Genomic DNA, 21,570 nt, shown 5'->3' with positions numbered 1-21,570 from the left:
AATAATGTCTGCAAATTTACTGCGCAGTGCGCACCACAACAACCATGGCCATGGCCAAGTGATCGGTGTCACTCAGAGAGACCTCTGCGTTCAACTGGTCATGTTCTGCCCGGCTCAACCAAGTCGCTGAAAACTCAAACACCGGTTTTCCGCTGTCCAGGTTCAATACCGATACATCCTGAAACGACAACTTTTCACCAACCCCAGTACCCAGTGCCTTGGACAGGGCTTCCTTTGCTGCAAATCTGGAGGCCACAAACAATACACCCCTTTGCCAGGATTTGCTGCTGCGTACTACATATTCGTTGTATTCCAGGGGGGTCAATATCCTTCGAATGAATGGATCCCCCAGCGATTGCATGGATTTTTCGATTCGTTGGGTATCCACCAAATCACAGCCGATTCCCACCAGTCGTGGAATATTCATCATGAACGGGGGCGAATCGAGTTCATCCGAGCCTCGACCATCAACGCCTTCATGGTTTTTATGGCTTTTTCCCACCCCATGAAGACAGCATTGGCCACAATACTATGCCCAATATTCAGCTCCGCAATGGTCTCAATCGCTGCAATCGCCTGCACGTTCTGATAATTCAAGCCATGACCTGCATTGACACGAAGACCTTCGGATGCACCAAAGTTCGCCGCAGCCCGAATACGCTCAATCTCCGCCTGCAGCGCAGCCCCCTGGGCATGGGCATAGCGACCGGTGTGGAGCTCTACGGCATCGGCACCCGCAGTCAACGCCGCTTCTATTTGTTCTAGATTTGGATCGATGAACAGTGAAATGCGCATACCCTGCGCTTTCAAACGGGCAATTGCAGGTCCAATCAAGTGGAGTCCACCAATCACATCCAAACCGCCTTCTGTGGTGACCTCTTCTCGACGTTCTGGCACAAAGCAAACATCGTGGGGAGCCACCGCCTCAACCAAGCGAATCATTTCCTCCACCACGGCGCACTCGAAATTCATGCGAGTCGCCAGTTTCGGACGAATCAGCTTAACATCACTGTCTTGCATGTGGCGCCGGTCCTCCCGAACATGCACGGTGATGGCATCAGCGCCGTATTCTTCGGCCAGCAACGCCGCTTGAAGCGGGTCTGGCTCAACACCTCGGCGCGCCTGCCGTATGGTGGCCACGTGGTCAATGTTAACACCGAGTTCAATCATGCTTTAATCAATTGCTCCATCCACGACCTTGACACCACGCCGTTGGGTGCCACATGGGCTGCCAACATTTTGCGCGTGACCATTTTCAGCACACTCGCTGCAGCGCGGGTCAAAACGCCCGACTGCAGATCCAGAATAACCTGCCCAGGTACACCATGTTCAACGATTGCATCGTCCCCAGGCAATACACCTAACCCATCTGAGTGAGACCAACCCACTTCGTTCAACCAGACATACAACGCATCGGGACGAATGGGTTGACCGTCTGCATCGTGGTCCAGCGTAAGTCCATAACCCAGGGCCTGCAGCAACTCAATCTCGAAGCGTCTAACCACCTGTGTCATGTCTTCACCAACAGCCAGCGCGGCGAGCGCCTGGGCATAACTGTCAAAAAGTGCCGGATGCGCATCCTCGCGCCCCAAGCCCTGCATCAACAATTCATTGAGGTAATACGCAGAAAACAAGGCCTTGTCAGTGGGTGCCAGAAGCCCCCCAGCCCATTCAGCAGCCATCAAGGTTTTTACCTCAGAGCGCCCGCTGAACCGGACATGGATGGGCTGAAAACTCACCAGCACAGCACGCAAACCAGAATGGGGGCGCTTGGCACCTTTGGCAACCACAGGCAATCTCCCCGATTCGCGACAAAACAGTTCCACGATCAAACTGGTCTCTTTGTAAGGCACTGCGTGCAGTACAAAGGCCGTGTCCGACAATGCGATGTTCCTGTTCATCTTTGCTCAGGGCCGTTTAGTCATAACCCAAGGTCTGCAACACAGACGCGTTGTCCGCCCAGCCACCACGCACCTTGACCCAGGTTTCCAAGTGAACGGAGCCGTCAAACAGTCGTTCCATGTCCTGTCTGGCTTCAGATGCAATGCGCTTGAGCTTTTCGCCTCCCTTGCCAATAATCATCGCCTTGTGGGAGGCCCGATCAACCAGGATGGACGCATGGATCATTCTGCGCCCCTCTTCAATCACAAACCGATCAATGACCACGGTGCAGGTGTACGGCAGTTCATCGCCCACCAGGCGGAATAACTTTTCACGAATTCGCTCTGCTGCCAAAAACTTCTCAGGTCGGTCCGTGAGCATGTCTTCGTCGTAGTAAAACGCCTGTTCTGGCAATGTTGTCGAAAGGGCCTCTTTCAGAGCATCCAAATTCAATGCTGACTCGGCACTCAGCGGCACCACCGCAGCAAAAGAACGCAAGTCTGCCACTTTCTGAAGAAACGGCAATACCAGGCCTTTGTCCTTGAGCATGTCCACTTTATTCACCACAGCGATCAGGGGAACATGTTGGGGGCACAGCTCCAGAACTCGGGTATCTGCAGACGTCAGCTTGCCCTGCTCCACCACCCAAAGCACCGCGTGAACATCGGCCAACGCAGTCATTACCGCACGGTTCATGGTTTTGTTCAGAGCGTTGGAATGTTTGGTCTGAAAGCCTGGGGTATCCACGAAAATGAATTGGGTCGGTGTGTTCTTCACCGTCTCAGTGATCACACCCAGGACCCGATGGCGTGTCGTCTGGGGTTTGGATGACGTAATTGACAAATGCTCACGAACCAGCGCATTCATCAGCGTTGATTTGCCCACATTGGGACGGCCCACCACGGCAATCACACCACATCGGGTCGTTTCCATTACACACCACCTTTGATATTGGATTGTTGGCTCAACTGGTCCAGTAAAAAACTGGCTGCCTCCTGTTCGGCCAAACGCCTGGAAGTGCCCACGCCAAGCGCGGACAATCCCAAACACTCCACCGTACACTGAACCTCGAAATTCGGCGATGTGGTGGTACCGCCCTCCACCAGCACGGTGTAGATTGGCAACTTCAGTTTCTGCGCTTGGAGCTGCTCCTGCAAGCGGGTTTTGGCATCCTTGCCCAAGTTGTCCTCCGGCGTGCTGTCCAGCACGGGAGTCAGAAGCCGAAACACAGCACTTTTGGCCCGATCGAAATCAGCATCCAGCAAGATGGCGCCAAACAGCGCCTCAACCGAGTCAGCAATGATGCTGTCCTTGATTGTCCTTCCGCTTTTGATTTCGCCAGCGCCCAGCTGCATGCACTGGTCCAAATTCAATTCACGGCCAATTCGTGCAAGACAATCTTGCTTGACCAAGTGAGAACGAATGCGGGACAAACGACCTTCATCGAGGTCGGGAAAACGCTCAATTAACAGCATGGAGACAGCGCAATTGAGCACGCTGTCGCCCAAAAACTCCAACCGTTCATAGTGAACCCCAGCATAACTGCGGTGTGTCAGGGCTTGCATGAACAGTGCTTGGTTCGAAAACACGTGCCCCAAGGCCTTCTGCAAGTCAATCAGCGTGGGCTTCACAGTGCGCGACGTGGATTGCTCCATCAACGGAAAAAACCAATCCGAGAGAAGTCGTTAAAATTCATCCACACCAGAAAAGCCTTGCCAACGATTTGCTTGTCCTGAACGAATCCCCAAATCCGGCTGTCGCTGGAATTATCCCGGTTGTCGCCCATCATGAAATACTGGCCCTGAGGTACGACGCAACGAAAGCCATTCACATCGTACTGACAGTTATCCCGGTTTGGAAAGTTTTGAGCACCCACTACGTACACAGGCGCTTCCTCATCATTCAAAATGCGGTGCTCCCGGCCGGCCAGGTTCTCCTTGAATTGCAGGGAATAACTGAAGGTGTTGGGATCGTAAAACTTGTCCATCGCGGTCTGTGCCTGGGGCACGCCATTGATGGTCAACTTTTTGTTTTTGTACTCCACCACATCACCACCAATGCCGACCACGCGCTTGATGTAATCCAGCGATGGATCCATGGGGTAGCGAAACACCACCACATCGCCGCGCTTTGGATCTGACAACGGCACAATCTTTTTGTCGACAATCGGCAAGCGAATGCCGTAGGTGAACTTGTTGACCAAAATTAGATCACCGATCAACAGCGTAGGGATCATCGAACCGGATGGAATCTTGAACGGCTCCACCACAAATGAACGGAGCAGAAACACAAACAGAATGACCGGGAAAAAGCTGGCACTGTACTCCAGCCAAATGGGCTGTTTCATGAATTGGTGGCGAAGTTTTCGCTCAGTGGCGGGGTCTAGCTGAGCCGATTGACTCGCCGACGCCAACGCTTGCTGCGCGGCAAACCGCCGTTTGGGTTTGAATACCAACAGGTCCAGCAGGTAAAAAAAGCCTGTAAAGAGGACCAGTACAAACAGGATGACCGAGAAATTCATTGTTATTTGTCTTCCACTTGAAGAATGGCCAGAAATGCTTCCTGGGGAATTTCGACGTTACCGACCTGCTTCATGCGTTTCTTGCCGGCCTTTTGCTTTTCCAACAATTTTTTCTTGCGGCTAATGTCGCCGCCGTAACACTTGGCCAGCACGTTTTTGCGCAGGGCCTTCACGGTCTCGCGGGCAATGATATTGGCACCAATCGCTGCTTGAATGGCCACATCGAACATTTGCCGAGAAATGATTTCTCGCATTTTTTGGGCCACTGCCCGTCCCCTGAATTGAGAATTGGCCCGGTGTACCATGATGGACAAAGCGTCTACTTTTTCGCCGTTGATCAGCATGTCCACCTTCACGATGTCGGCAGCTCGGTATTCCTTGAACGCGTAATCCATCGATGCGTAACCGCGCGATGTGGATTTGAGCTTGTCGAAAAAATCGAGCACGATTTCAGCCATGGGCATTTCAAAAGTGATTCGAACCTGTCGACCGTGATACACCATATTGGTTTGAACACCGCGACGCTGCTGACACAAAGTCATCACCGCACCAACGTATTCTTGTGGCATCAACAGGTTGACCGTGACGATCGGTTCGCGAATTTCCTGCAATTTGCTCAAGTCTGGCATTTTGGAGGGATTATCAACCCGCACCACCAAACCATCGCGTTGCACCACCTCATAGACCACCGTGGGCGCTGTGGTGATCAGGTCCATGTCGAATTCCCGCTCAAGGCGCTCTTGCACAATGTCCATGTGCAACATACCGAGGAAGCCACAGCGGAAACCAAACCCCAGCGCTTGCGACACCTCGGGTTCGTAGTTCAAGGCAGCATCGTTGAGTTTCAACTTGTCCAGGGCTTCGCGAAGCGCCTCATACTGGTTGGCTTCAACCGGGAACAAACCTGCAAACACTTGGGATTGGACTTCCTTGAAGCCCGGTAATGGAGCCGGTGCCGGCTGGGCAGCCAGGGTCACCGTGTCGCCCACTTTGGCGCTCGCCAGTTCCTTAATACCTGCATTGATGTAGCCGACTTCACCGGCTGACAGGCTGTCGCGCGCCACCGACTTGGGGGTAAACACACCCAAATCTTCCACCATGTGAGTGGAATTGGTGGCCATCAGTCGAATCTTGTCCTTGCGGTTCAATACACCGTTCACCACACGGACCAGCATCACCACGCCGACATAATTGTCAAACCAACTGTCGATGATCAAGGCCTGTAGCGGCGCTTCCCGCGACCCCCGGGCGGGAGGAATCTTGTTGACCACCAGCTCTAGAACATCCTCGATACCCATGCCTGTTTTGGCAGAGATGGGCACCGCATCTGCCGCATCAATACCGATCACATCTTCGATCTCGGTTTTGGCGGTTTCCGGATCTGCCTGCGGCAGGTCCATTTTGTTCAACACCGGCAGCACTTCCACGCCCAAGTCCAGTGCGGTGTAGCAATTGGCCACGGTTTGGGCTTCCACCCCCTGTGATGCATCCACCACCAGCAGCGCACCTTCGCAAGCCGACAACGAACGGCTGACTTCGTAGGAGAAGTCCACATGCCCTGGTGTATCAATCAGGTTCAGCAGGTAAGTGTTGCCATCCTTGGCTTTGTAAGTCAGGGCTGCGGTTTGCGCCTTGATGGTGATGCCGCGCTCACGCTCAATGTCCATGGAATCCAGCACCTGCTCATCCATTTCGCGGTCGCTTAAGCCGCCGCACCGTTGAATCAGGCGGTCGGCCAGCGTGGATTTGCCATGGTCAATGTGGGCAATGATCGAAAAATTGCGTATGTGCTGCATCTGCATCATTAAAAAGGGGGCAACGATGCCCCCAGGTAGATTCGGTAACTCTTTATTTTACCTGATCGGGCCCTGAATAACACGCAGTTTGCAGGGCCTGATCCGAGAAAGGCATGGTTTAGGGGGTGAGCACCACAAAGAAAGAATTTTCTCCCCGTCGCACCAGAATCGGGACAGCCTGCCCCTTCGCAACGCCCTTCACCACCTCGGCAAATTGCTTGGCCGAGCTGATGTCCTGACGCCCAACCTGAAGGATGACATCGCCCACGGCAATACCAGCGTCAGCAGCCACACCCTCCACGGCACGCACCACAACGCCGCCGCCAAAGCCCAAGGATTTCCGTTCAGCATCGGTGGCATCGCTCACTGCCATGCCGAAACGGTCTGCTTGCGCAGGCTCAGTTTTTTTCGGTGCCGACGCTTTGGCTGCCTTTTCGTTTTCAAATTCACCGACAGTGATCTGAACGGTTTTCTCTGCGCCTTTACGCCACAATGTCATGTTCACCCGGGAACCAGGCTTGGTCTCTCCCACAATGCGGGGTAAATCGGATGCCTTGTCCACCTTGCGACCATCAAATTTCAGAATAATGTCGCCGGCGATGACGCCAGCCTTGTCCGCTGGGCTGTCCTTCGTCACTGAACCCACCAGTGCGCCTTGCGCAGTGTTCAATCCCAGGGCTTTGGCAACGTCTTTGTCAACCTCGCCAATACCAACACCAATTCGTCCGCGGCTGACTTTGCCGGTTTCACGAAGCTGCTTGACCACTCGCATCGCTTCATCAATCGGAATGGCAAAAGAAATACCCATGAACCCACCGGTTCGGCTGTAAATTTGGCTGTTGATACCCACCACTTCGCCATCCAGATTGAGCAAAGGCCCACCCGAGTTGCCAGGGTTCACGGCCACGTCGGTTTGAATAAATGGCAGGTATTCTCCAGTGTCACGCCCCTTGGCGCTGATAATGCCAGCGGTCACCGAGTTGTCCAGACCAAACGGGGAACCGATGGCCACCACCCACTGCCCCACCTTGGCTTTGTTGACATCCCCAATTTTCAGGGCCGGAAACCCTTTGCCTTCAATTTTGACCAACGCCACATCGGTTCGCTGGTCCGAACCGATCACCTTGCCCTTGAACTCCCGTTTGTCAGGAAAGGTCACAAAAATGGATTCGGCGCCATCCACCACGTGGTGATTGGTCAAAATATAACCTTCTGAATCAATCACAAAGCCAGACCCAACCCCGGCGGGAACCTCACGCTCAGACTTGCCGCGAGGTGCTTGAGGCTGCTGGGGCTGTTGAGGCTGCATGGGTGGCATGAAGCGTTTGAAAAACTCGTAGAACGGATCGTTGGGATCCAGTCCCGGAAAGTTGGGCATTGCATTTTGCTGAACCTGGCTAACTTTCTGGGTGGTCCGAATGTTCACCACCGCGGGCCCCACCTTTTCAACCAGATCTGAAAAGTCCGGCAGATCTTTGGCGGCAGCATGGGCTGGTTGCATGCTGCCCACAGTCAAAATCAGGGCCAAAACTGCCAGTGCCTGTGCCCACCAGGCCTGCAGCGTGTGTTGTGTATTCGATCTCATGTTGACGTCCTTGTTATTGAGACTTCCATCGAACGGATTTTAGAAAAAGACCCAGTGTTTTCTCAGGAACCTCGCCCAGCACGGTAACCAGGTGTTGGCCCTGAACCTCTGACCTTGACATGACGGCGCCGTGGCTGATGGGAGCCTGCGGCATGGAATGCCCGTCATTGGCCTTTTGGATGAACACCGACACACTGGAGAGGCCGTCGGTGTAGAGTGTTTGATGGATCTGGGATTCCTTCCCACGGATGCGGCACAAGGTATCCGAGCGCTTGAAACCCACAAATATGTCGGGCAGGCTGTAGCTGAGTTCGCCATCTTTCAAGACTTTAATTTCTGTTGAGGTGACCTTCCAGCCAGGGCCTGCCTGCGGCATTTCGGGCTTTATAACCTGATCCGCGTCGAAGTTGATTTCGGTAAATCCAACATGTTCGAGTACTTCTCCCTTGGAGGAAAACAGCTCGGAACGCAGCAGAAGATTGCGCTGCCGATCCAAATAAAACCGATAGCCATAACGCAGGTCATCTTTGGGTGTGAGTTGAATCACCCGGGTGGAGCGACCAGCAACCCGTTTGGCTGCTGCTTCCCGGATGTCATACAGTTTGACCAGCATGGAAGTGCCATCCGGATTGGACAACAAGCGCGGGAAGGCGACCGATGTTTGCCGTTTTTCAGACAAGACCAGCTTCTTATCCGGCAATATGCACTGGATGTCTTCATTGTGCCGAACCCACTTGGCCGAGGGACCGTCCAAGCGCTCCAACACCTCAAATTCGCCCGACTGCCCGCTTTGATGCAGCAGTTTGCTGGCCTGCGTAAACTCACCAGACTGCGTGAGTAACAAGCCAGAGTATGTCAATGCCCTGGCCTGTTCATGGCTGTTATCCAACAAGGCCCACAGTTCTCTGGCGTTATTGTCTGCACGGCTGGGAAACGGCCATAGCCCGCCCAACCCAACCACCAACAAGAGGAAGACCGATAAATACCGCCGATGGTGCATGGTCAACAACCAACTCATCGGCCAGCAGACACGTAGTTGAAACGAACCGAGGATGAGTCCATCCATGCATCATCACTGGGTTGCCAAACGTTCATCCAATCAAGCCCGTCTGGCGTCCCCACATTGACCTGACTAACCGTGTTGAGCTGCGGGCGTTCCGCTTCAACCCGGGCGATGGGAGAAACACCGGAGAGGCCGCTCCGAAGACTATTTTGCTGATGCGCCATGAAATATTCCTGCCACAGCGCAAGATCCTGATCGGAGACGGTTTGAACGGGCGTTGTTCTCACCATCTGCACACTTCGCTCCAAGGGTGGAACCGCCTGATACATGGCAAATGAGAACACCGCCACCGCTGCCGCACTGGCGACCATTCGACGGGTTGAGCTGGTGCGTGACAAACGCTGGACCATGCGCTGCGACCAATGTGCAGCCAAGGCCGGAGCCAGCACGGTCGCTTCCTTGGACAACTCGACTTCAAACCGCTTTAAAAACGAGGGGGAGTGGTGGGCCACCAACTCGGAGGAACGCATCACATCCCCCACTGTATTGAGAAGGTGCCACGTCTGCAGCGCGTCATCATCAAGGTTGCGGATCACCGCATCCAGGTCCTGGTCATCCAGCTCCCCGTCTAAGAGTGCCGATAGTTGTTCAGTGTGCACCATGTTACATTCGTCCAGTTACCAACGCTTGCCACCCGTGGGTTCCAGCAGCGGCTTGATTCTTGCCGCCACCGCTTCCCGCGCCCTAAAAATGCGCGATCTCACAGTCCCAATCGGGCAATCCATGGCCTGCGCAATTTCTTCGTAACTCAAGCCATCAATTTCACGCATTACGATGGCTGCCCGAAGTTCTTCCGGCAATGCAGCCATGGCTTCATTGACCGCCTCGCCGATTTGTTTGGTCTGGTACAGCGACTCAGGCGTGTCAATGTTACTAAGAGCAGCATTGTCCTCAAAAGTTTCACTGTCTTCATCACCCACCTCTTTCAAGGTGGTTGGGCGTTTACCCTGGTTCACCAACAAATTTTTGGCTGTGTTGATGGCAATTCGATAGATCCATGTGTAGAAGGCGCTTTCACCGCGGAAATTGCCGATGGCCCGATAGGCCTTGATGAAGGTTTCCTGAACGATCTCTTCAATGTCTTCTGGATTTCTGACCATTCGCGTCAAGAGGCGGCCAACCCGCCGATGGTATTTGGACACCAGCAGGTTGAACGCCTTCTGATCGCCAGCCTGAACCCGCTGAACGATGAGATAGTCCTCGTCGCGTTCAGTGGACATGGCTGGGCCCTTGATACACCTGAGACCGGGATGTAGAACGACGATGGTTTAACCAACGCTTGCAAACGGCCATGTCTTCGGCCGCTCCAAGCAGCAGCACGGTGAGTGCGCGAACACGTCGGGAAGGTCTTCCCGATCGGTCAAAAAAGCCCTCCAGCCTCAGGAAAGCGAATCGCCCGACATGCCACGCCTGCTGAACATCGATCAACACCAGTTGGGCTGACTCCGGGGAGCGCAAATAGGCGATCGGTTGATCGGTCGAGCGCACTGCACCGTCCAAAGTAGGCTCGTTGAATGACGTTAAGATGACGTACCAGGGTCGCCATGCATCCCGGAGCGACCACTGGTGAACAGTGAGCTCCGTTTGCATAACCGGATTCCCGGGACAGATCGATTGCAACTCAACCCCGCTTCAAACCCTGGCGATCGCCAAGGTCCCGTTGGTACCGCCAAATCCAAAGGAGTTGGACAATGCCAATTGGATGTTTAAATCCCGGGCGGTGTTTGCACAGTAATCGAGGTCACAACCTTCACCGGCTTCGTGCAAATTGATGGTGGGTGGGGACACCTGGTGATGCACTGCCAATGTGGTGAACACGGCTTCAATTCCCCCTGCAGCACCCAACAAATGGCCAGTCATGCTTTTGGTGGAGTTCACCACGGTTTTGTAGGCATGGTCACCCAGCGCTCGCTTGACGGCCATGGTTTCTGCCACATCACCCAGGGGAGTTGAGGTGCCATGGGCATTCAGATAATGCACATCGCTGGCGTTCATGCGTGCGTTGCGCAATGCCGCTGCCATGCAACGAGCTGCGCCATCACCGTCTGCACAGGGTGCAGTCATGTGACTGGCGTCCGCACTCATGCCGTACCCCACCACCTCGCCATATATTCGGGCTCCGCGGCGTTTGGCATGTTCATATTCTTCAAGAACAAGCACTCCGGCACCTTCGCCCAGAACAAAACCATCACGGTCCTTGTCCCATGGCCGACTGGCTGCCGCAGGGTCGTCATTGCGGGTCGACAAAGCACGCATCGCCGCGAAACCGCCGATGCCCAAAGGCGACACGGTGGACTCTGCGCCACCCGCAACCATGACGTCTGCATCGCCATACTCGATCATTCGAGCGGCTTCACCAATCGAATGCGTTCCGGTTGTACACGCAGTTACCATGGCAATGTTGGGGCCCTTCAAGCCATGCATGATGGACATGTGCCCTGAAATCATGTTGATGATACTGCCCGGCACAAAGAATGGAGAAATTCGTCTGTAGCCCTTGTTGATCAGGTCTGAATGGGTCTCTTCAATCATCGGAAGCCCGCCAATGCCGGAGCCGATGCTGACGCCGATCCGCTCAGCGTTTTGCTCGTTGACCTCCAGGCCCGAATCCTTGAAGGCCTGGATGGCGGCTGCAAGACCGTAATGGATGAATGTATCCATGCGGGCTGCTTCTTTGCCAGGAATGTACTGGGCAACGTCAAAACCTTTCACTTCGCCGGCGATTTTGACACCGAGTGATTCGGTGTCAAATTTGGTGATGGTCGAAATGCCCGAGCGACCTTCAGTCAGGTTGGTCCATGCTTCGGTCACCGAATTGCCAACGGGGCTCACAATGCCCAATCCAGTCACAACAACACGTCTGCGGCTCACAAGCCCTCCCGCGAATCAAACGGTTTCAATGCAGCAGCCCGGCCCATCAGATGGACCGGGACTGCTTGCACAACCAAAGCACTGTTAGGCCTTGGAGTTGCCCTTGACGTAATCAATGGCTTGCTGAACGGTGGTGATTTTCTCAGCTTCTTCGTCGGGGATTTCTGTCTCGAACTCTTCTTCGAGCGCCATCACCAGTTCCACTGTGTCCAAGGAATCAGCGCCCAGATCATCTACAAAAGAAGATTCGTTTTTGATTTCCTCTTCTTTAACGCCGAGCTGTTCGGCCACAATCTTCTTAACGCGCTGTTCAATGTTTTCCATTACGGAGCCTCCGTGGGTTTAAATAAAAATCGAAAAAGTCTAGCAAAGCAATGTGACAGATCATAGTCGATTGCCGTGCCTTTAGCCCATCCACATGCCACCATTGACATGCAAAGTGGTGCCAGTTACATATCCCGCTTGATCACTGGCCAGGTAGACCACTGCCGCAGCAATGTCCTGAACCTGCCCAAGTCGTCCCAACGGAATTTGTTGCTTCAACTGATCCACCTGTGTCTCGGACAGGGCATCAGTCATGTCAGTCTGTATAAAGCCAGGCGCCACACAGTTTACCGTGATATTGCGGCTGCCCAACTCGCGGGCCAGCGCTTTTGTCATTCCGGTTACACCGGCCTTGGCTGCTGCATAATTGGCCTGGCCTGGGTTTCCGGCGGTACCCACTACGGAAGTGATGTTGATGATACGCCCGGTCCGTTGCTTCATCATGGGCCTCATCGCCAGCTTGGCCAGCTTGAAGTTCGACGACAAATTGGTCGCAATCACAGCGTCCCAATCGTCATCCTTCATGCGCATGGCCAACTGGTCGCGCGTGATGCCTGCATTGTTCACCAGGATCGACAAGGATCCGAATTCGTTGGCGATGCGCTCAAACAAAGGCTCAAATCCGGCTGTTTCGGTGACGTTCAACACGGCGCCAAAACCTTGAATGCCCGTTTCTTTAAATGCGGCCGATATGCCCTCGGCCCCAGCGTCAGAGGTGGCTGTGCCAACCACCATGGCACCCGCTTTGCCCAAAGCCATGGCAATTTCACGCCCGATACCACGACTGGCACCAGTCACCAATGCCACCTTTCCTGTCAAATCAAACCAATTCATTGAATGAATGCTCCAGTTGAAGGATCCTGTTGAATGAGCGTCAAACCGCAGCCAGGGCACTTGTCAGACTGTCGGGGTCGTTCACATTGACAACCGGCACCTCGGAGATGCGCTTGACCAACCCCGCCAACACCTTGCCTGGCCCACATTCTACAAACATAGTTGCCCCAGCCTTCTCCATGGCGACGATGGTTTCAACCCATCGCACGGGACCGTACGCCTGTCGCACCAATGCATCAACAATGCGTGAAGGCGCTGTTTCAACCGCCACGTCGATGTTGTTGTATAGCGGCACCCGCGGTGTTTGGAGATCCAGTGTTGACAAATGCGCCTCAAGCGCGATGGATGCGGGCTTCATCAAGGAAGAGTGGAATGGGGCTGAAACTGGCAGCTCAAGCGCGCGCTTTGCGCCCAGGGCCTTTGCTGCCTCACAGGCAGCCTTGACGCCGGCAGCGCTACCGGCGATCACCACTTGATTGGGGGCGTTGAAATTCACAGCTTCGGCAATTTCACCTTGGACGCTGCCCGCCTTGCAGGCTTGATGAACCTGTTCATCGCTCAAGCCCAAGATGGCTGCCATACCGCCCTGCCCCACCGGTACTGCATCCTGCATGGCTTTCGCCCGGACGCGAACCGTTCTCAAACCGTCTTCCAGGCTCATGACCCCAGCCACGACCAGCGCCGCATATTCACCCAGTGAATGCCCGGCAACCATGCTGGGCGTAGGCCCACCCGCAGCCTTCCACGCCTCAAACGCCAATACATCGGCGAGCAACATGGCGGGTTGTGTGTTGACGGTCAAATTCAAAGCTTCGGCGGGCCCCTCAGTCACCAAGGCGTCGATATTCTGGCCCAACGCGGCATTGGCACGTTCAAGGAGATTCCGACTCAGGGCTTCAGTGACAGGACTGGCCTTGAAGCCATTGAGCATTCCCACACTCTGTGAACCCTGGCCGGGAAACAAGAAGGCAATTTTGCTTGTCATGCTTTTGAGGAAATCATCTAATTTTTAATTTGGCGCTATTCTACATGCGAACGAGCACACTGCCCCAGGTAAAACCACCACCCACGCCTTGCAACAACACATTGTGCCCCTTTTTTATCAGGCCGCTGGACACTGCGAGGTCAAGCGCCAGGGGCACCGAGGCTGCCGATGTATTGCCGTGCTGCCCCACTGTCACCACCACACGAGACTCGGGCAACTTCAGTTTTCGAGCAACTGCGTGCAATATGCGGACATTCGCTTGGTGGGGAACCAGGAAATCCAGTTGATCCAGTTGGAAATCGACTGATTCAAACAAACTGATGGCGCTGCTGCCCAGTACCGAAACGGCTTGTTTGAACACAGCCTGCCCGTCCATGCGCAAAAAAGGGTCTCCCACAATGCGACCATTTTCAATGCGACCATCCGCATTCAGAATACACCCCAGGGTGCCGTCAGCCTTCAATTCGCAACCCAGTACGCCGGGCTCTTCTGAGACCTGAAGGAATGCCGCACCCGCCCCATCGCCGAACAAGACGCACGTCGTACGGTCCATCCAGTCCATCAAGCGACTAAACACTTCGGAGCCAATCACCAAAGCATTGCGTACCTGCCCCGAGCGAATCATCGAGTCGGCCACGGTGAGTGCGTAGACAAACCCGCTGCACACGGCTTGAATGTCAAAAGCCATGGCCCGCTGAGCACCCAATGCGGCTTGAACACCGCAAGCGGTCGATGGAAAAATTTGGTCAGGGGTGGATGTGGCAAGGATAATCAGATCGACAGACTGGGCATCCACACCCGCTTTGGCCAGGGCCTGCTTCGCAGCAGCCGTGGCCATCGAGGTGTTGGTTTCATCTCCTTCTGCGAAATGTCGCTGAAGAATGCCCGTTCGTGTCTGAATCCATTCGGCGCTGGTTTCAACGCCTTTGGCTGCCAGAAAATCAGTGAGTTCCTGATTGCTGACGGCCCGCCTTGGCAGGTAGGAACCGGTGCCAAGTATTGCGCTGTGCTGAGGCATTCAATCTCTTATTCTGGTTTGGCCTCGGTTTCAGCAAGGGCTTCCACGGGTGTATCGGCTGCAACAGCCGGTACATAGTGGGCCATGGTGACGCGGATACTTTCCAGCAAATTGGAATTTGCTGCATCGTAAGCGCGTTTGATGGCGTGGAAAAATGCGTAAGCATCTGCTGAGCCGTGGCTCTTGATCACAATCCCTTTCAACCCAAGCAGCGCTGCTCCATTGTATCGGCGGTGGTCCATCCGTTTTTTGAAGCGAAGCAGGACTGGCGCGGCCACAACCGCAGCAATCTTGGGCCAGAGGCCTTTCTTGAACTCTGTCTTGATTACATCGCCCAGCATGCGTGCCAGACCTTCTGAGGTTTTGAGGGCCACGTTGCCCACAAATCCATCGCACACCACGACGTCGGTGGTGCCTTCGTATATGTTGTTGCCTTCCACGTTGCCGTAGAAATTCAATTCACTGGCGCGCAACAGCTCCGCTGCTTTTTTAACAACATCATTGCCTTTGATGACTTCCTCGCCAATGTTCAGCAAGCCCACTGTGGGACGATCGATGCCTTCCGTGCCTTTAACGAAAGCCGAGCCCATGACGGCGAACTGAAACAGGTGCTCTGGCGAGCAGTCCACATTGGCACCCAAATCCAGCATCAATGTACCTTTGCCCTTTTGGTTGGGCAATGCCGATGCGATGGCTGGCCGGTCGATGCTGTCGAGTGTTTTGAGAACAAAGCGGGAAATGGCCATGAGCGCGCCGGTGTTACCGGCACTCACGAAGGCGGCTGCCAGCTCGTCTTTCACGAGGTTGGCGCACACGCGAATGGATGAGTCTTTTTTGTTACGCAGCGCTTGCGCTGGCGGCTCATCCATTTCAACCACTTCACTGGCATGGCGAATGGTGATGCGGGGGTGTTCCAATGCCTTCTTCTTGAGAAGAGCACCTTCCACCTCCGCCTGCCGGCCCACCAAAATCAACTCCACGTCGTCGTACTGCTTCAAAAAACGCAAGCAGGCGGGAATGGTCGTCGTTAGACCGTGGTCACCACCCATGCAATCAATCGCAATGCGAACCATCTGTGAGAGCCCTATTCTGTTTCGGCAACAAACTGCAGTTGCCCTGTTGTTGTCGTTGGCTGGCCAGTGTACTGCGCAATAAAACCGATTTATTCGTCGGCTTTGGTCTTCACAACCTTTTTACCACGATACATGCCATTTGGGCTGATGTGGTGACGCAGGTGGGTTTCACCGGACGCTGAATCAGCAGACAACGTTGGCGCTGTCAGGTTTTGGTGAGAGCGGTGCATGCCGCGCTTGGACGGTGATTTCTTGTTCTGTTGAACGGCCATGTTAAAACTCCAGTATCAAAGGGTTATTTCTTGCTGCCCTTGAGCAGGTCACTCAAGTTCGCAAAGGGACGCTGAACCTCGCGCTCCTGCTCCACGGCAGTGTCATCCCGTGAAGCGCGCTGCTTGTAACTGCTTAATTCGGGCGAGGTGTTACCCTCGCAGGTGTCGTGCCGGGAAAACATCGGGCACGCCAGCAAAATCTCGTCTTCTAGCCAATCCCGCAAGTTTACATCACCCACGCAGGCAATCACGTCTGTGATTTCATCCAGTGACTCGTCATCGTAGGCATCGGCCTCGGATTCAGAAGTTTTCAGGATCAAGTTGCGTTCAAATGTGAGCCTTTGCTCAACAGCCTGTTCACACACCGTGCAGGAAAACCAGCCACTGAACGCGCCTGTCAGCGTGACAACGCACTCCGAGCGGCTGTTGACATGGCCACGAACCGTCCAAGAATGCACAACGCAGCGCAGAAGATGATCGTCTCCAGCCAGGCGAGGAAATTCTAGGGTGATGTCCTTGCTTTCAACATGTCCACCCGTTTTGCAGAAGGACCATACGTCCATTGCGAGCAGATCTTTTTGGTTGGCTTTGGGCCGCATGCAGAGCAGAAAAGCAAGAAAACGCGCGATAATACCCCGAAAGAATGCGCCTGTCAAAGAAAAGCCGATCTGGTCAAACCCTCAACCAAGGCCTCTTGACGACCCAAAACTCCCACCCCATCGACGAATCGCCATGACCCCTGACCTTATTTTGGCCTCTGGATCAACATACCGGCATGAACTGCTGACCCGCTTGCGGTATCCGTTCCGGGTACAGAGCCCAGACATTGATGAGTCGGTGCAACGGGGTGAGACTCCGTTGGATACTTGCATGCGTCTGGCTCGGGAAAAAGCGCAAGCGGTGGCAAGGCTTAACCCAGACAGTATTGTAATTGGTTCAGACCAAGTGGCCGATGTGAACGGCGTTGCCATTAGCAAGCCAGGCAACCATGAAAACGCTCAAAAACAGCTGGCTGCCATGAGTGGTCAGCGCGTGGTTTTTCACAGTGCGGTTTGCGTAACGCGCCACAGTACCGCGCAGTGCGAGGTGTTTGTGGTACCCACCACCGTGGAATTTCGAGAGTTGAACGCAGCCGAAATTGAGCGCTATTTGTTGGCCGAAACCCCCTATGACTGTGCCGGGTCCGCCAAAAGCGAGGGCTTGGGCATTGCGTTGCTCAAACGAATCGAGTCCACAGACCCGACTTCGATCATCGGCCTTCCCCTCATCCAACTGGCCGCCACACTTCGACAATTTGACCTCACATTGCCGTGACATGCTGATTCTCGTTCCCAGCCCGCTCAGCCAAAAAACCCCCACACTGCCACTGCTGCAGGCTGACCTGCCCTTGGTTCGGCGCATTTCCACTTGGGTGGTTGAAAATGCGAAGCCTGCACGGGCGGCGCTGGCGTTGATGGGCATGGACAGACCCATTCGCGAACTCAACCTGATTGAATTGGCCACGCTGGATGAAGGCACGCGCACAAGCCTTCTAAGACAGGCAACTGCTGAAGCCCCGATTGGCTTGATGAGCGATGCGGGTTGCCCGGCCATCGCTGACCCCGGTGCTGATTTGGTGCGGTTGGCACATGATCTGCAATGCCCGGTGCACCCATTGGTTGGGCCCAGCGCCATCTTGATGACCCTCATGGGCAGCGGGCTAAATGGACAATGCTTCACATTCCATGGTTATCCGCCGGTAGACCCCAATGCCCGAGATGCCTGGCTTGCCGCCACAGAGAAAACATCCAAGATACAGACCTGCACGCAACTGGCCATTGAAACACCGTTTAGAAACGAACGCCTGATTGAGGCACTGCTCAAAATACTTAGCCCTTCAACCCGTTTATGTGTGGCGTGGGACTTGACCGGTGCCGAGATGCGCATGCAGACCAAACGGGTTGCGGACTGGAGAAAGCAAGCACCTTCTCCAGGAAAATTTCCGTGCATGTTCGCTTGGCTGGCCGACTAGACCCTAGCGAAAGCTGAGCCAAGAGCCAGACGCTGCCTGTGGGAGCACATTGCGAAGGGCTGCACCAAATTCAACGCCGACCCGTTTCGCGAAGCGCTCGGCGATGGACTCCTGCTCGGTGTAATCCAAGATGTCCTCTGCTTTCAGTTCGTCGCGCGCCACGCTGTCCAATGAACCCAATTGATCCGCCAAGCCCAGCTGGATTGCGCTGGCCCCTGTCCAAATCAGACCAGAGAACAGCTCTGGGTTGGGCTTCAAGCGGTCGCCCCGTCCATCTTTAACGGCTTTGATGAACTGGTCATGGATTTCAGAAGCCATTTGTTTGGCAAATTCAGTCTGGTAAGCATTTGGCTCACTGAATGGGTCCAGAAATGCTTTGTTTTCACCGGCGGTAATCAGACGACGCTCAACACCCAGCTTTTTCATGGTTTCAGTAAACCCAAAGCCATTCATGATGACGCCGATTGAACCCACTAAGCTGGCTTTGTCCACATAGATTTTGTCCGCCGCTGCGGCCACATAATAGCCACCCGAGGCACACATTTCTTCTACTACTGCATACAGGGGCTTGCTGGGATACTTTGCGCGCAGACGCTTGATTTCGTCATAAATAAGGCCTGCCTGAACTGGGCTTCCTCCCGGGCTGTTGATCCGAAGCACCACACCCACGGAATCGGCATTCTCAAACGCTGCACGCAGGCTGGAGTTGATGCGGTCTGCACTGGCCAGCGTGTCACTGGCGATGACGCCATTGAGTTCCACCAACGCGGTGTGCTTGGTCACTTCAAGACTTTTGGGGGCTGTTAGCCCCAGGAAGGTGGCGATCAGCACACCCACATAGACCAGACCGATCAACTTGAAAAAAATACCCCAACGTCGTTTGCGCCGCTGTTCAAGCAAGGATTCCGAAGCCAGCTTCTCGAGCAGCTTTCGCTCCCATCCGGGCGTATTGTTGTCACTCATGGTCAATCCTCAATGCCTTCTGGCGGTACTGTGATGGTGTTGGAAGGTTGCCAGAATACCTCACCACCGTGTTCGGTGACATCCAGACTGACCAGTGGGCTGCCAGAACAGGGGCCGCCCAGGCAATTCCCATCCGTGGCATCGTAACTGGCTCCATGGGTGGCGCACACAATGATTCGACCCGAGTCATCCAAGAACTCCCCATAGTTCCAGTCCATCTCAACTGCGACATGGCTGCATCGGTTCAGGAAGCTGCGGACCTCATTGTCCACCCGGACGACGAATGCACTGGTTTCTTCGCCGTTGTAGAGCACCTTGAACCGGTAGCCGATACCACCTTCCTGAATGTCTGCGGAAGAACACACGCGAATGTTAGTCATACGGACCTGGCTTGCTGGATATGGTCGATCAACCAAGGGGACATCTCGTTGATGGACAGAAATGATTTGTAATGCGGCACTTGATTCAACAGGTGTGGGGGATGAGCGCCGGTTTGAACCGACACGGCTTTAACACCCGCTGCCTGCGCCATGTTCAAATCATGCGTGGTATCGCCCACCATCAACGCGTGCTCAGGTTCCAGATCGAATTCCGCCAGCAATTCAAACAGCATCTGCGGGTGGGGTTTGCTGTGGCATTCGTCTGCACATCGGGAACTCATGAAGTACGGAGCGGTGTTGGAATGGGCCATGGCCCGGTTCAAGCCTTGACGGCTCTTCCCGGTGGCAACCGTGCAGATTACCCCCAAATCGTTGAGCGCTTTCAATAAAGGGACAACACCCGAAAACAACTCAAGCTCATGGTCGTTGCTCAAATAGTGCTGACGGTAACTGTCCACCAACTTGGCAACCTGTTGTTCGCTCGCACCCGGTGCAGCATGACGCAGCGCGTCTGTCAGCCCCAGGCCAATGACATAGGAGGCAATTTCGGCACCAGGATCGGGAAGACCCGCCTCGGTGCAGGCATGGCGAATTGCCCGCGTGATTGCACCAGTGGAATCGAGTATGGTTCCATCCCAGTCGAAGACGACCATCTTGAAAGTCATGATTTCGGAATTGCCTGCAAAGAGTGGAGAAAGCGCTCGAGCTCGGGGGCCAGTGGCGCCTCCAGTACTATAGGTTCATTTGTAGCGGGGTGGATCAGCCCAAGCCGCGCGGCGTGCAAAAACATCCGCTTCAACCCCAATTTGGCCACAATTTTGTTCAATTCAAAATCACCATACCGATCATCCCCAACAATTGGAAAGCCGCTGGCACTGGTGTGCACCCGAATTTGGTGGGTTCGCCCTGTCAAAATGTTGGCCTGTATTAAAGTAAAATCACCAGAACTGGATCTAAATCTTTGAATAATCTTGAATTTAGTAAGCGCATGGTCCCCCTCTGCACTGACGAACACGCGGGCCTCTTTCTCCGACGCCTGTGTTTTTAACAATGGCAAATCCACCTGATGCAAATTGGAAGGCCAGGCGCCTTTTACCAAAGCAAGATAGAATTTTTTCCAAGAACGCTGTCGAAGTTGTTCTTGTAAGCGCCTGAGCATACTTCGTTTTTTTGAAACAACCAACACACCAGAGGTTTCTCGATCAATTCGATGCACCAGCTCAAGATCAACATGCGTGTTGGCCCGAAGCGCCCTTAAACATTCAATAAGCCCGTGTGACTGACCAGAGCCACCGTGAACGGCCAACCCAGATGGTTTGTTCACCACCAACAGTCCATCATCTTCAAACAGCACCGGTATGGATTGCCCCGCCTGAGAGGCCTGTCTTTTATTGAATTCTTCTTCGGAAGTATTCTTTTCAACCTTCTGATTATTCGAGGTTTCAATAGGTGGTATCCGCACCTCATCGCCCGCGTATACCCTGGTTTTGGCTTCTGCCCTTTTTTTATTGATCCGCACTTCTCCAGAACGAATAATTCTGAAAATATGGGTTTTTGGAACGCCTTTGCACACGGCCGCCAGGAAATTATCCAGTCGCTGGTCGTGGTGGCGCTCATCGATTTTGATCAACACAGCGCGGTCAGGATTGGGCTTTTCAGGTGAGTTCACTTCTTTTTATGTACCAAGTGCTTGCATTCAGCATATAATCCGGATTATCGCTTGGGCTACTCGGGTTTTGAACACCGACCTTGACCTTTGGGCGATTTAAATGAAACGGGTGAGTCGCCAACCCTGGAGGGCGACACGACGATTGAGCAAGTGGCGTGTGGCCATTGGGCCCGCCAAAACCGAAAGCAGAATTTAACGCACCAGCGCAAGCCTATTCACAGTGCTGGGCTACAACAGAAATGACGCAAACTCGCCTGAACCAGGTGTAAATGAACCAACTTTTTATTACAAATCAATAGTTTGGTAAAAAGCCCTCTTCCTTGT

26 protein-coding genes are annotated in these 21,570 nt (G+C 54.1%); 2 read left to right on the top strand and 24 right to left on the bottom strand.

Annotated features, from left to right (window positions below; translation table 11 throughout):
• Positions 1 to 16: 16 nt before the first annotated feature.
• The 20 genes from acpS to NQT62_RS05630 all read right to left on the bottom strand — a co-directional run bounded on the left by acpS (position 17) and on the right by NQT62_RS05630 (position 16,786).
• Complete coding sequence (gene acpS / locus NQT62_RS05725; RefSeq protein WP_256763708.1) at positions 17 to 430, bottom strand: holo-ACP synthase; 414 nt, start codon at positions 428 to 430, stop codon at positions 17 to 19.
• On the bottom strand, positions 427 to 1,170 hold the full coding sequence (locus NQT62_RS05720; RefSeq protein ID WP_256763706.1) for a pyridoxine 5'-phosphate synthase: 744 nt from the start codon (positions 1,168 to 1,170) through the stop codon (positions 427 to 429). Before NQT62_RS05720 ends, acpS begins: the two co-directional genes overlap by 4 nt.
• The gene (gene recO, locus NQT62_RS05715) at positions 1,167 to 1,901 is read right to left on the bottom strand and encodes a DNA repair protein RecO (protein ID WP_256763705.1); all 735 of its coding nucleotides are present in this window, start codon (positions 1,899 to 1,901) and stop codon (positions 1,167 to 1,169) included. The genes NQT62_RS05720 and recO overlap by 4 nt, the downstream gene beginning before the upstream one ends.
• A gap of 16 nt (positions 1,902 to 1,917) precedes the next feature.
• On the bottom strand, positions 1,918 to 2,814 hold the full coding sequence (gene era, locus NQT62_RS05710) for a GTPase Era (protein WP_256763704.1): 897 nt from the start codon (positions 2,812 to 2,814) through the stop codon (positions 1,918 to 1,920).
• On the bottom strand, positions 2,814 to 3,536 hold the full coding sequence (gene rnc / locus NQT62_RS05705) for a ribonuclease III (RefSeq protein ID WP_256763703.1): 723 nt from the start codon (positions 3,534 to 3,536) through the stop codon (positions 2,814 to 2,816). The genes era and rnc overlap by 1 nt, the downstream gene beginning before the upstream one ends.
• Entirely contained in the window at positions 3,536 to 4,402 is an 867-nt protein-coding gene (gene lepB / locus NQT62_RS05700) for a signal peptidase I (protein ID WP_256763702.1), read from the bottom strand. Before lepB ends, rnc begins: the two co-directional genes overlap by 1 nt.
• A gap of 2 nt (positions 4,403 to 4,404) precedes the next feature.
• Positions 4,405 to 6,198, bottom strand: a complete 1,794-nt coding sequence (lepA, locus tag NQT62_RS05695) for a translation elongation factor 4 (RefSeq protein WP_256763701.1) — start codon at positions 6,196 to 6,198, stop codon at positions 4,405 to 4,407.
• 118 nt (positions 6,199 to 6,316) lie between these two features.
• Positions 6,317 to 7,783 carry a DegQ family serine endoprotease gene (locus NQT62_RS05690; protein ID WP_256763700.1) on the bottom strand — a complete coding sequence of 489 codons (1,467 nt, stop codon included), beginning with the start codon at positions 7,781 to 7,783 and terminating at the stop codon, positions 6,317 to 6,319.
• A 13-nt stretch (positions 7,784 to 7,796) separates the two neighbouring features.
• Complete coding sequence (locus NQT62_RS05685; RefSeq protein ID WP_256763699.1) at positions 7,797 to 8,801, bottom strand: MucB/RseB C-terminal domain-containing protein; 1,005 nt, start codon at positions 8,799 to 8,801, stop codon at positions 7,797 to 7,799.
• Entirely contained in the window at positions 8,798 to 9,448 is a 651-nt protein-coding gene (locus tag NQT62_RS05680; RefSeq protein ID WP_256763698.1) for a sigma-E factor negative regulatory protein, read from the bottom strand. Before NQT62_RS05680 ends, NQT62_RS05685 begins: the two co-directional genes overlap by 4 nt.
• 15 nt (positions 9,449 to 9,463) lie before the next feature.
• Positions 9,464 to 10,066, bottom strand: a complete 603-nt coding sequence (rpoE, locus tag NQT62_RS05675; protein ID WP_256763697.1) for an RNA polymerase sigma factor RpoE — start codon at positions 10,064 to 10,066, stop codon at positions 9,464 to 9,466.
• A complete protein-coding gene (locus NQT62_RS05670) occupies positions 10,056 to 10,436 on the bottom strand; it encodes a hypothetical protein (RefSeq protein ID WP_256763696.1) in 381 nt (126 codons plus the stop codon). Before NQT62_RS05670 ends, rpoE begins: the two co-directional genes overlap by 11 nt.
• Before the next feature lie 42 nt (positions 10,437 to 10,478).
• Positions 10,479 to 11,717: a beta-ketoacyl-ACP synthase II gene (gene fabF / locus NQT62_RS05665; RefSeq protein WP_256763695.1), complete on the bottom strand. Its 1,239-nt coding sequence runs from the start codon at positions 11,715 to 11,717 to the stop codon at positions 10,479 to 10,481.
• An 84-nt stretch (positions 11,718 to 11,801) separates the two neighbouring features.
• Complete coding sequence (gene acpP, locus NQT62_RS05660; RefSeq protein WP_256763693.1) at positions 11,802 to 12,041, bottom strand: acyl carrier protein; 240 nt, start codon at positions 12,039 to 12,041, stop codon at positions 11,802 to 11,804.
• An 81-nt stretch (positions 12,042 to 12,122) separates the two neighbouring features.
• Entirely contained in the window at positions 12,123 to 12,875 is a 753-nt protein-coding gene (fabG, locus tag NQT62_RS05655) for a 3-oxoacyl-ACP reductase FabG (RefSeq protein WP_256763692.1), read from the bottom strand.
• Positions 12,876 to 12,915: 40 nt separating this feature from the next.
• Positions 12,916 to 13,860, bottom strand: a complete 945-nt coding sequence (gene fabD, locus NQT62_RS05650) for an ACP S-malonyltransferase (RefSeq protein WP_256763691.1) — start codon at positions 13,858 to 13,860, stop codon at positions 12,916 to 12,918.
• Between the two features lie 40 nt (positions 13,861 to 13,900).
• On the bottom strand, positions 13,901 to 14,878 hold the full coding sequence (locus tag NQT62_RS05645; RefSeq protein ID WP_256763690.1) for a beta-ketoacyl-ACP synthase III: 978 nt from the start codon (positions 14,876 to 14,878) through the stop codon (positions 13,901 to 13,903).
• A gap of 8 nt (positions 14,879 to 14,886) precedes the next feature.
• A complete protein-coding gene (gene plsX / locus NQT62_RS05640) occupies positions 14,887 to 15,951 on the bottom strand; it encodes a phosphate acyltransferase PlsX (RefSeq protein ID WP_256763689.1) in 1,065 nt (354 codons plus the stop codon).
• 89 nt (positions 15,952 to 16,040) lie between these two features.
• Positions 16,041 to 16,223, bottom strand: coding sequence for a 50S ribosomal protein L32 (gene rpmF / locus NQT62_RS05635; RefSeq protein ID WP_256763688.1), 183 nt, complete (start codon positions 16,221 to 16,223; stop codon positions 16,041 to 16,043).
• Between the two features lie 23 nt (positions 16,224 to 16,246).
• A complete protein-coding gene (locus NQT62_RS05630; protein ID WP_256763687.1) occupies positions 16,247 to 16,786 on the bottom strand; it encodes a YceD family protein in 540 nt (179 codons plus the stop codon).
• Positions 16,787 to 16,955: 169 nt separating this feature from the next.
• On the opposite strand from NQT62_RS05630, the gene NQT62_RS05625 reads away from it, so the two are divergent.
• Both NQT62_RS05625 and NQT62_RS05620 read left to right on the top strand, forming a co-directional pair.
• The gene (locus NQT62_RS05625) at positions 16,956 to 17,537 is read left to right on the top strand and encodes a Maf family protein (RefSeq protein WP_256763686.1); all 582 of its coding nucleotides are present in this window, start codon (positions 16,956 to 16,958) and stop codon (positions 17,535 to 17,537) included.
• A gap of 1 nt (position 17,538) precedes the next feature.
• Positions 17,539 to 18,234 carry an SAM-dependent methyltransferase gene (locus NQT62_RS05620; RefSeq protein WP_256763685.1) on the top strand — a complete coding sequence of 232 codons (696 nt, stop codon included), beginning with the start codon at positions 17,539 to 17,541 and terminating at the stop codon, positions 18,232 to 18,234.
• Between the two features lie 3 nt (positions 18,235 to 18,237).
• On the opposite strand, the gene NQT62_RS05615 is transcribed toward NQT62_RS05620, so the two are convergent.
• The 4 genes from NQT62_RS05615 to NQT62_RS05600 are packed head-to-tail and all read right to left on the bottom strand — an operon-like array spanning position 18,238 to position 21,246.
• Entirely contained in the window at positions 18,238 to 19,197 is a 960-nt protein-coding gene (locus NQT62_RS05615; RefSeq protein ID WP_256763684.1) for a S49 family peptidase, read from the bottom strand.
• A 2-nt stretch (positions 19,198 to 19,199) separates the two neighbouring features.
• Positions 19,200 to 19,577, bottom strand: a complete 378-nt coding sequence (locus NQT62_RS05610; RefSeq protein ID WP_256763683.1) for a Rieske (2Fe-2S) protein — start codon at positions 19,575 to 19,577, stop codon at positions 19,200 to 19,202.
• The gene (locus NQT62_RS05605) at positions 19,574 to 20,242 is read right to left on the bottom strand and encodes an HAD-IA family hydrolase (protein WP_256763682.1); all 669 of its coding nucleotides are present in this window, start codon (positions 20,240 to 20,242) and stop codon (positions 19,574 to 19,576) included. Before NQT62_RS05605 ends, NQT62_RS05610 begins: the two co-directional genes overlap by 4 nt.
• The gene (locus NQT62_RS05600; protein WP_256763681.1) at positions 20,239 to 21,246 is read right to left on the bottom strand and encodes an RluA family pseudouridine synthase; all 1,008 of its coding nucleotides are present in this window, start codon (positions 21,244 to 21,246) and stop codon (positions 20,239 to 20,241) included. The genes NQT62_RS05605 and NQT62_RS05600 overlap by 4 nt, the downstream gene beginning before the upstream one ends.
• Positions 21,247 to 21,570: the final 324 nt, after the last annotated feature.

Source organism: Limnobacter humi (assembly GCF_024518835.1).
Taxonomy (GTDB): Bacteria; Pseudomonadota; Gammaproteobacteria; order Burkholderiales; family Burkholderiaceae_B; genus Limnobacter; species Limnobacter humi.
This window is presented reverse-complemented; position numbering and strand designations above follow the sequence as displayed.